At 74.7% G+C, this 8,178-nt stretch carries 9 protein-coding genes; 3 read left to right on the top strand and 6 right to left on the bottom strand.

Annotated features, from left to right (window positions below):
• From GTW08_RS26220 to GTW08_RS26210, 3 genes are all read right to left on the bottom strand, one after another.
• Positions 1 to 618: helix-turn-helix domain-containing protein (locus GTW08_RS26220; protein WP_161151911.1), on the bottom strand; the 618-nt coding region annotated here is incomplete at its 3' end.
• A 130-nt stretch (positions 619 to 748) separates the two neighbouring features.
• Entirely contained in the window at positions 749 to 1,660 is a 912-nt protein-coding gene (locus GTW08_RS26215) for a sucrase ferredoxin (RefSeq protein ID WP_083658926.1), read from the bottom strand.
• Between the two features lie 53 nt (positions 1,661 to 1,713).
• Complete coding sequence (locus GTW08_RS26210; protein WP_073577213.1) at positions 1,714 to 3,384, bottom strand: AMP-binding protein; 1,671 nt, start codon at positions 3,382 to 3,384, stop codon at positions 1,714 to 1,716.
• 106 nt (positions 3,385 to 3,490) lie between these two features.
• On the opposite strand from GTW08_RS26210, the gene GTW08_RS26205 reads away from it, so the two are divergent.
• The 3 genes from GTW08_RS26205 (at position 3,491) to GTW08_RS26195 (ending at position 5,494) form a co-directional block, all read left to right on the top strand.
• A complete protein-coding gene (locus GTW08_RS26205; protein ID WP_073577212.1) occupies positions 3,491 to 3,748 on the top strand; it encodes a hypothetical protein in 258 nt (85 codons plus the stop codon).
• A 62-nt stretch (positions 3,749 to 3,810) separates the two neighbouring features.
• Positions 3,811 to 4,350 carry a spermidine N1-acetyltransferase gene (gene speG / locus GTW08_RS26200; RefSeq protein ID WP_073577211.1) on the top strand — a complete coding sequence of 180 codons (540 nt, stop codon included), beginning with the start codon at positions 3,811 to 3,813 and terminating at the stop codon, positions 4,348 to 4,350.
• Positions 4,351 to 4,699: 349 nt separating this feature from the next.
• Positions 4,700 to 5,494, top strand: coding sequence for a MerR family transcriptional regulator (locus GTW08_RS26195; RefSeq protein WP_073577210.1), 795 nt, complete (start codon positions 4,700 to 4,702; stop codon positions 5,492 to 5,494).
• Here the strand turns inward: GTW08_RS26195 and GTW08_RS26190 are convergent.
• The 3 genes from GTW08_RS26190 to GTW08_RS26180 all read right to left on the bottom strand — a co-directional run.
• Complete coding sequence (locus tag GTW08_RS26190) at positions 5,483 to 6,985, bottom strand: ATP-binding protein (protein WP_161152665.1); 1,503 nt, start codon at positions 6,983 to 6,985, stop codon at positions 5,483 to 5,485. The genes GTW08_RS26195 and GTW08_RS26190 overlap by 12 nt on opposite strands.
• A gap of 4 nt (positions 6,986 to 6,989) precedes the next feature.
• The gene (locus tag GTW08_RS26185; RefSeq protein ID WP_062400865.1) at positions 6,990 to 7,730 is read right to left on the bottom strand and encodes a response regulator transcription factor; all 741 of its coding nucleotides are present in this window, start codon (positions 7,728 to 7,730) and stop codon (positions 6,990 to 6,992) included.
• A gap of 52 nt (positions 7,731 to 7,782) precedes the next feature.
• On the bottom strand, positions 7,783 to 8,178 hold a 396-nt coding region (locus GTW08_RS26180; protein ID WP_161152664.1), incomplete at its 5' end, for a siderophore-interacting protein.

Genomic DNA, 8,178 nt, shown 5'->3' with positions numbered 1-8,178 from the left:
CTCGTCGTCGTGGATCTCGGCGTAGGCCAGGCGGGAGTGGTCGTCGAGCACGGTGTGCACGAACGCCGTGCCCATCTTCGCCTGGTGGTGGGCGTTGCGAAGTTTCCCAGGGGTCGCGGCCCGGTTGCGGTCTCCCTGGGCGCGCCCGACATAGCGCCAGCCGCCGCCGTCGGGGATGTTGCCCAGCTTCTTCACATCCACGTGCAGCAGATCCCCGGGGGCGGGGTGTTCGTAGCGACGCACCGGTTCTCCGGTGGCGCGGTCGACATGGGCGAGGCGGTTGATCCGACACCGCACCAGCACCCGGTGCACGGTCGAGGCAGCGACACCGACCCGGTCGGCGATCTGGACCGGGCCCAGGCGCTTCTTCCAGCGCAGGTGCACGATCCGGCGCACCACCGGTGCCGGCGTCGCCCGCGGCGAGTGGTGCGGCCGGCTGGAGCGATCGGCCATGCCGGCCGGGCCGTCGAGGCGGTAGCGGTCGGCCCAGCGTTTCGCGGTCGGCCAGGCCACCTGGAACCGGGCAGCGGCCGCAGCGATCGGCACGTCGCCCTCGACGATCAGACGCGCCAGGCGCAGTCGGCCGCGTTCGGACAGTGGAGCGTTAGCGTGGACCACGAGGACCTCCTGTGGTTGTGGGTGCGGGTGCCTTCGACAGCTCCACACCCTCCGCAGGAGGTCCTCACCCTTCAAGATCAGCTAGATCGTGTCGTCACACGAGTTCGACCAACGTCTCCGGTCAGTACAGCTAGTGCTCGACGGGGGTGCCCGCGACCAGCGGCGTCGCCGCCTCCAGGGCCGCCCCGCAGGACGGCGGCCGTGGCGGCAGCGAGGAGTCGATGACCACCGGCACCGTCCAGACCCGGCCGTCGCGGGACCGCACGGTCACGTCCCCCGGGCCGTCGACGGCATCGAGGAGCAGTGCGGACGCGTCCCCGATGCCGGTGTGCTCGCGCACGGCGAGTTCGGCGAGCTGGCGGACCGGGTCCAGCCCGGTGTGCCCGCGGCAGCTCCACGGGTCGACGCCGCCCCCGGCCGCGGCCTTCAACGCGGCCAGCGCGCCGCCGGTGTCGAGGCGGCCGTAGGCGTAGCCGGTGGGCAGCACCAGCGCGGTCGGCGCGAACCGGTGCCCGCCGAGGTGGGTGCACTCCCAGACGTCGGCGCCCTCGGCGGCCAGCTCCCCGGCGAGCGCGCGGCCGCGGACGGCGCAGCAGACGTCGCGCCTGCCGTGCGCGCACACCAGCATCACCGGGTCGGTGACCGGGGTGCCCGCACCCGGGTCGAGGTCGATGCGGGCGAGGTCGTCGGTGCCCCGCACGGTGCGCGCCCACACCCGCGAGCCGCCCGGGGCGAGGTCGGCGACGTAGACGGTGCGGTCGCCGTCGGCGTCGCAGCGGCCCTCGCGACCGGGGCGGCGGATCAGGAGGAGGATGACGTCGTCGGCGCGGAGCCGGTCGCAGAGCGCGGTGACCGCCGGGTCCGGGTGGTCGGCGACCTTCCGCGGCCACGCCCCGATGTGCTCGACGGCGACGAGGCGGCGCACGTGCGGCGCGGTGCCGGTCATCGGCTCGCCGACGGCCTCGCTCAGCCCGGCACAACCCCCGGCGGGCGCCCCGGCGGGGGGACCGCCGAGTGCGCCACGTGCCGCGGTGACCGTCATCGGGCCATCTTAGGGAAGGTTTCCCTGACTTCAACCCGGGACGCCCGGTCGGGTCACTCCCGGCCGGGGAGCTCCGTGCGCAGGACCTTGCCGGTCTGGTTGCGCGGCAGCTCGTCCAGGAAGTGCACGTCCCGTGGGGCGGCGAACTTCTCCAGGTCGGACTTCACCCGGCTGCGGATCGCGTCCGCGGTGACGTCGGCTCCCGGCTCGAGCACCACCCAGGCGGCGAACCGCTGGCCGTACTCGTCGTCGTCCACCCCGAGCACACAGGCCTCGCGCACCCCGTCCATCCCCGAGACGAGCTCCTCGACCGGGCCGGGGTGCAGGTTCTCCCCGCCCGAGACGATCATGTCGTCGGCCCGGCCGGTGAGGAACAGCCGTCCCTGCTCGTCGAGGTGCCCGACGTCGCCGGTCCCGAGCAGTCCGTCGCGCTCCTCCAGGCCGTCCTCGCCGCCGGTGTAGCCCTCGAACGGCAGGTCGTTGCCGACGAACACCCGGCCGTCGACGCCCGCCGCGGCCGGGGTGTCGTCGTCGTCGAGGATGACCAGGGTGGTCCCGGCCGGGGCGCGGCCCGCGGTGCCGGGGGCGTCGCGCAGGTCCTCCGGTCCGGCGATCGAGACCCAGGAGACCTCGGTGGAGCCGTAGAGGTTGTAGAGGCAGTCGCCGAAGCGGTCCATGAACCGGTTGGCCTGTCCGCCGGGCAGCGCCGACCCGGAGACGGCCACGATCCGCGGGCCCGCCGGGTCGTCCCCGCCGTCGCCCCAGCCGTCGGCGTCGGACTCCAGGACGCGCTGCAGCATCACCGGCACCGCGAACACCGTCGTGCACCGGCGCTCGCGCACGGCGTCGAGGAACCCCTCGGGGGTGAACCTGCGGCGCAGCACGACGGTCGCGCCGTGCAGCGAGGCGAGCAGCAGCCCGGCGTTGCCCCAGGTGTGGAACAGCGGCGCGGCGATGTGCGTCGGCTCACCGGCGCGCAGCGGGATCGTCGACAGGATCGACGCCGCCGGGGCGAGGGTCGAGGGGTGCGGCCGCTTGGCGCCCTTCGGCGTCCCGGTGGTGCCGGAGGTCAGCACGATCTGCTTGGACGGCTCCGGCTTGAACGGCAGCTCGCCCGGCCCGCCGCGCTCGACCATCGCGTCCAGGTCGTCGAGCGCGCGGTCGCCAGCGCGGCGCGGCCCGTCCGGGGTGCGGGTCAGCACGACGCGCGGCCCGTCCGGGACGATGTCGAGGAAGTCCGGGTCGGCGACGAGGGTGTGCAGCTGCTGCTGCTCCTGCACCCCGCGCAGCTGCTCGGCCGAGAGCCCGGTGTTCACCAGTACGACGTCGGCGCCCGCCTTGCCCGCCGCGACCATCGCCTCGATCGGCGCGCGGGCGTTGCGGCACAGCACGCCGACCGGGGCGCCCGGCCCGGCGCCGGAGTCGAGCAGCGCGAGCGCGAGGCTGTCGGTGCGGGCCTCCAGCTCGGCGTAGGTGGTGACCCCGTCGTCGTCGACGACGGCGAGCCGGTACGGGTGGCGGGCCGCTCCGACGGCGAACGCGGCGGTGATGCTGTTGCCGTAGCGGACCAGGGCCCGGCCCATCCCGTACAGCTTCCCGGGGCCGAGCGGGCGGACGACTCCCGAGCGGGTCAGGGCCACGGCGGCACGGGCGGTGCCGCTGCCCAGCTCGTAGGCGGTACGGGCGGTGCCGGAGAGGTTCTGGAGCAGCGGGGAGCCAGCCATGCGGCGCAGTCTGGCAGGGCCACCCGTGGGGTCGCCGGGTCCGGTGCGGGGATCTGTGTCAGAGGTCACTGAGCATGTCCGTCATGTTTCGTAGGGTGAAGACGATGTGTCTCTCGGTGACCCACAGGTCGCCGAACTCTCCACCACACCGTCGGGGATCCTGATGCGCCTCTACCTGCCCACACGCACGTCCACTTCCGGCCGCACCCTGGTGCGCGCGGGACGTCCGACCAAGTCGATGCCCGGGTTCGGCGGCCTCGCCGGCGTCTGCCGCTGCGGTGCGGCCCGGCCCGCCGACGCGCGCGCCCTGCCGTGGCGGGACTGTCCGTCCTGCACGCCGCAGCGGGCCCGCGCCGGGCGCTGACCGCGCCGGCCTCGTAGGTTTCCGGGTCGACGGGCATCGGGTCCGTCGCCCGCGGAGGCCCCATGAGTACGCCCACCCCCGAGATGCGGCTGCGCGCCCTCGAGCGCGAGGACCTGCCGTTCGTCCACGGGCTGTCGAACGACTCCGGGATCATGTCGTACTGGTTCGAGGAGCCCTATGAGTCGCTCGTCGAGCTGCAGGAGATCTTCGCCCGGCACGTGCACGACAACCGCGAGCGGCGGTTCGTCATCGACTGCGCGGGCGAGCGCGCCGGCCTGGTCGAGCTGGTGGAGATCGACTACATCCACCGCAACGCGGAGTTCCAGATCATCGTCGCCCCCGCCTTCCAGGGCCGGGGTCTCGCCGCCCGCGCCACCTCCGCGGCCCTCGACTACGCCTTCGGCGTGCTGAACCTGCACAAGGTGTACCTCGTCGTCGACGTCGACAACGCCCGTGCGGTGCGCGCCTACGAACGCACCGGCTTCGTCGTCGAGGGCGAGCTGCGCGAGGAGTACTTCGCCAGCGGCCGCTACCACGACGCGTACCGGATGGCGGTGCTGCAGCGCGAGCACCTCGGTCGCGCCGTCGACGGACCGCGCTGACCGGACCGGACCGGCCGGCAGGGAGGGGGACCCGTCGGCCGGCCCGGCGTGCACCGGTCGCGGGCATGCGACCGGGGTCGGGCGCGTCGACCGTGATGACGACGACACCCATGAACAGTACTATCCCGTCACGTACTCGTGTCAACGTTCCGCTACGCTGCGCCCATGACCAGCAGGAACCGGGTGTGGGTCGGTGTCAGCTCGATGTCGCGGTGCGGATCGGGCAGCCGATGACATCGTTGATCGTCGGGTGAGTGCCCGCGACCGTCGTCGCCACGGGTCACGGGGTGGTTGCGGCCCGCCCGTCGTCGCCGTGCGCGCCCGGCTGCCCCGGGTAGGATCCGTCCCGATGTCCGGAACGCCGACGGCCGGGGACGAGTTCCCGATCGACACGCTCGCCGCGCGTGCCGGTATGACCGTCCGCAACGTGCGTGCCCACCTGTCCCGCGGGCTGCTGCAGCCGGGGGAGATGCGCGGGCGCACCGCCTGGTACGGCCCCGTCCACCTGGCCCGGCTGGAGCTGATCGCCGGCCTGCAGCGGCGCGGGTTCTCGCTCGCCGCGATCGGTGTGCTGATCAACCAGACCCCCTCCGGCAGCGCGGAGGAGGCGCTGCGCCTCTACCGCGGCATGCTCGCCCCGTGGCAGCCGGAGGAGCCGGTCGAGCTCGCCGAGGAGGACCTGGCCGCGTGGGCCGGCGCCCGGACGTCCCCGGAGTTCGTCGGGCAGCTGGTCGCCTCCGGGATGATCGAGCGCACCGGCCCGGGGCGGCTGCGCGTGCTCAACCCGTCGATGGTCCGATCCGGGGCGCACGCCGTCGCCCTCGGTCTGGCGCCGGAGGCGGTGCAGCAGGTCGGCGACGAGCTGCTGACCCGCACCCGTGAGATCGCCGAGATCTTCGTCGAGCTGTTCCGGGAGCAGGTCTGGGCGGCGCACGTCGCGGCCGGGCTGCCCCGCAGCGGCGTCGCGGACCTGCGCACGGCGGTCGAGGCCCTGCAGCCGGTCGCCACCCAGTCGCTGCTCGGCGCCTTCCGCCAGACGATGCAGGAGGCGATGGACGACTTCATCCGCCGGCTGTCCACCGATCTCGCCCCGGCCGACCCGCCCGTCGACCCCGGGGCCGCGGAGCCGCACTCAGACCGGTAGGTCGACGGTGAACACCGTCCGGCCGGGGGCGCTGTCGACCCCGACCGTCCCGTCGTGGGCGGCGACGACCGCGGCCACGATCGCCAGGCCCAGCCCGGTGCTGGGGGTGTCGTTCCCGGCGCGGGTGCGTCCCTCGGCGCCGCGGGCGAACCGCTCGAACACCCGCGGCAGGACGTCCGGGGCGATGCCGGGGCCGTCGTCGGCGACCCGCAACCGGACCCGGCCGGGGACGGGCCGGTCGAGGGAGACGGTGACCGTCGTGCCGGGCGGGGTGTGGGTGCGGGCGTTCGCGAACAGGTTGGTGACCACCTGGGCGAGCCGGTGGGCGTCGCCGGTGACCGTGACCGGCTCATCGGGCAGCCGCGGGAACCAGCGGTGGTCGCGGCCCGCCACGTGGGCGTCCCCGACGGCGTCGAGGACCAGCCGGGTGAGGTCCACCTCGGCGCGCTCCAGCGGGCGGCCCGCGTCGAGCCGGGCGAGCAGCAGCAGGTCCTCGACCAGGGTGGACATGCGTTCGGCCTGCGAGCTGATCCGGGCCAGTGCGTGCGTGGTCCGCTCCGGGACCGGGTCGCGCTCGCGGCGCGACAGCTCGGCGTAGCCGCGGATCGCCGTCAGCGGGGTGCGCAGCTCGTGGCTGGCGTCGGCGACGAAGCGCCGCAGCCGGGTCTCGGACTCCTGGCGGGCGGCGAGCGCGCTCTCGACGTTGTCGAGCATGTGGTTGAGCGCGGTGCCGACCTGGCCGACCTCGGTGCGGGGGTCGGGGTCGGGGACGCGGGCGGCGAGGTGGACCTCGCCCCGGTCCAGCGGCAGGTCGCCGACCTGCGCGGCGACGCCGGCGACGCGTTCGAGCGGGCGCAGCTCGCGACGCACCAGCACGGCCGCCGCGATGCCCGCGAGCACCACCGCCCCGCCCAGCACGACGAGTTCGGTGACGACGAGCCTGGTCACGGTGGCGCCGGCGTTGTCCGGCTGCGCGATCAGGTAGGTCGTCGTCCCCTCGGTCCAGCCGATCGCCCGGTAGTCGCCCAGGGACAGCGTGACGTCGTGCGGCGCGGTGTCGGCGGGCACCGACCGGAGCGCGCCGAGGTCGTCGTCGGACACCGTGGTGCTGGTGCCGCCGCGCTGGGCGAGCCGGGCCATGACGACACGGCCGTCGTCGAACACCGCACCGATCGCGTTCGCGCTCGGGCCGGGGCCGAGGAACACCCCGTCGGGCGGACCGGGGCGCCGGCCGCCGTCCCCGGGCGGTGCGCCGGTCCCGTCGCTCCCGTCCTGGGTCAGCCGCCCGGGGGCGCGCCCGGTCTGCTGGGCGACGAAGCCTTCCAGGGAGAACGACAGCTCGCGGTCCTGCCGGGTGGACAGGTAGCGGTCGAGCGAGAGCGTCGTCGCGACGCCGATCGCCACGCACGCCACCGCGAACAGCAGCAGCACCGTGACGACCAGCCGGGCCCGCAGCGAGCGGACCCGGCCGGAGACGCGGGTGACGACCACCGGGTCACTCCGCCGCGGGACGCAGCACGTAGCCCGCGCCGCGCACCGTGTGGATCATCGGCCGGCGTCCGGCGTCGATCTTCTTGCGCAGGTAGGAGACGTAGAGCTCGACCACGTTGGACTGGCCGCCGAAGTCGTAGTTCCACACCCGGTCGAGGATCTGGGCCTTCGACAGCACCCGGCGCGGGTTGCGCATGAGGTAGCGCAGCAGCTCGAACTCGGTCGCGGTCAGCTCCACCGGGTCGCCGGCGCGCGACACCTCGTGTGCGTCCTCGTCGAGCACCAGGTCGCCGACGACCAGCTCCGAGGAGCGCTGGGCGGCGGCCATCCCGGCGCGGCGCAGCAGCCCGCGCAGCCGCGCGACCAGCTCCTCCAGCGAGAACGGCTTGGTGACGTAGTCGTCGCCGCCCGCGGTGAGCCCCGCGACCCGGTCCTCGACGGCGTCGCGCGCGGTCAGGAACAGCACCGGCACCTCGGGGGTGTCGGCGCGGACCCGGCGCAGCACCTCGAAGCCGTCGACGTCGGGCAGCATCACGTCCAGCACGATCGCGTCCGGGCGGAACTCGCGGGCGTGGCGCACCGCGGACATGCCGTCGGCGGCGGCGCGGACCTCCCAGCCCTCGTAGCGCAGGGCCATCGACAGCAGGTCCGACAGCGTCGACTCGTCGTCCACCACGAGCACCCGGATCGGGCCGCCGTCGGCGCGGCGCAGCGGGTCGGCGTCCCGGTCCATCACCTCGGTCATGCTAGGAGCACACCGCACGAACCTGTGCGACAGCTGTGCCCCGGCTGTCGGTTCACCGGGCGCGCCAGTACCCCGTGGCGTAGACGGCGCGCCGGTCGAACCCCCGCTCGCCGAGCAGGTGCGCGCGCAGCTCCTTGACCGCGGCGGACTCCCCGGACAGCCACGCCTGGCCGCGCCCGCCCGGCAGCTGTGCGGCCCGCACCGCCGCGACCAGCGGCTCACCCGCCGGGGCGTCGCCCCGGTGCACCCAGGTGACGGCGACGTCGCCGGGCAGGGTCTGCTCCTCGCCCGCGTCGGCGACCTCGGCGACGACCCGGACCGGCACCCCGGGGGCGGCCTCGGCGAGGGTCTCGCAGACGGTCGCGATGGCGGGCAGCGCGGACTCGTCGCCGATCACGAGGTGGTGCACGGCGGCCGGGTCCGGCTCCCAGCGCCCGCCGGGCTCGGA

The organism is Pseudonocardia sp. SID8383, from assembly GCF_009864975.1.
Lineage (GTDB): Bacteria > Actinomycetota > Actinomycetes > Mycobacteriales > Pseudonocardiaceae > Pseudonocardia > Pseudonocardia alni.
The sequence above is the reverse complement of the archived record's forward strand: the minus strand, read 5'-3'. Positions and strand labels throughout refer to the sequence as shown.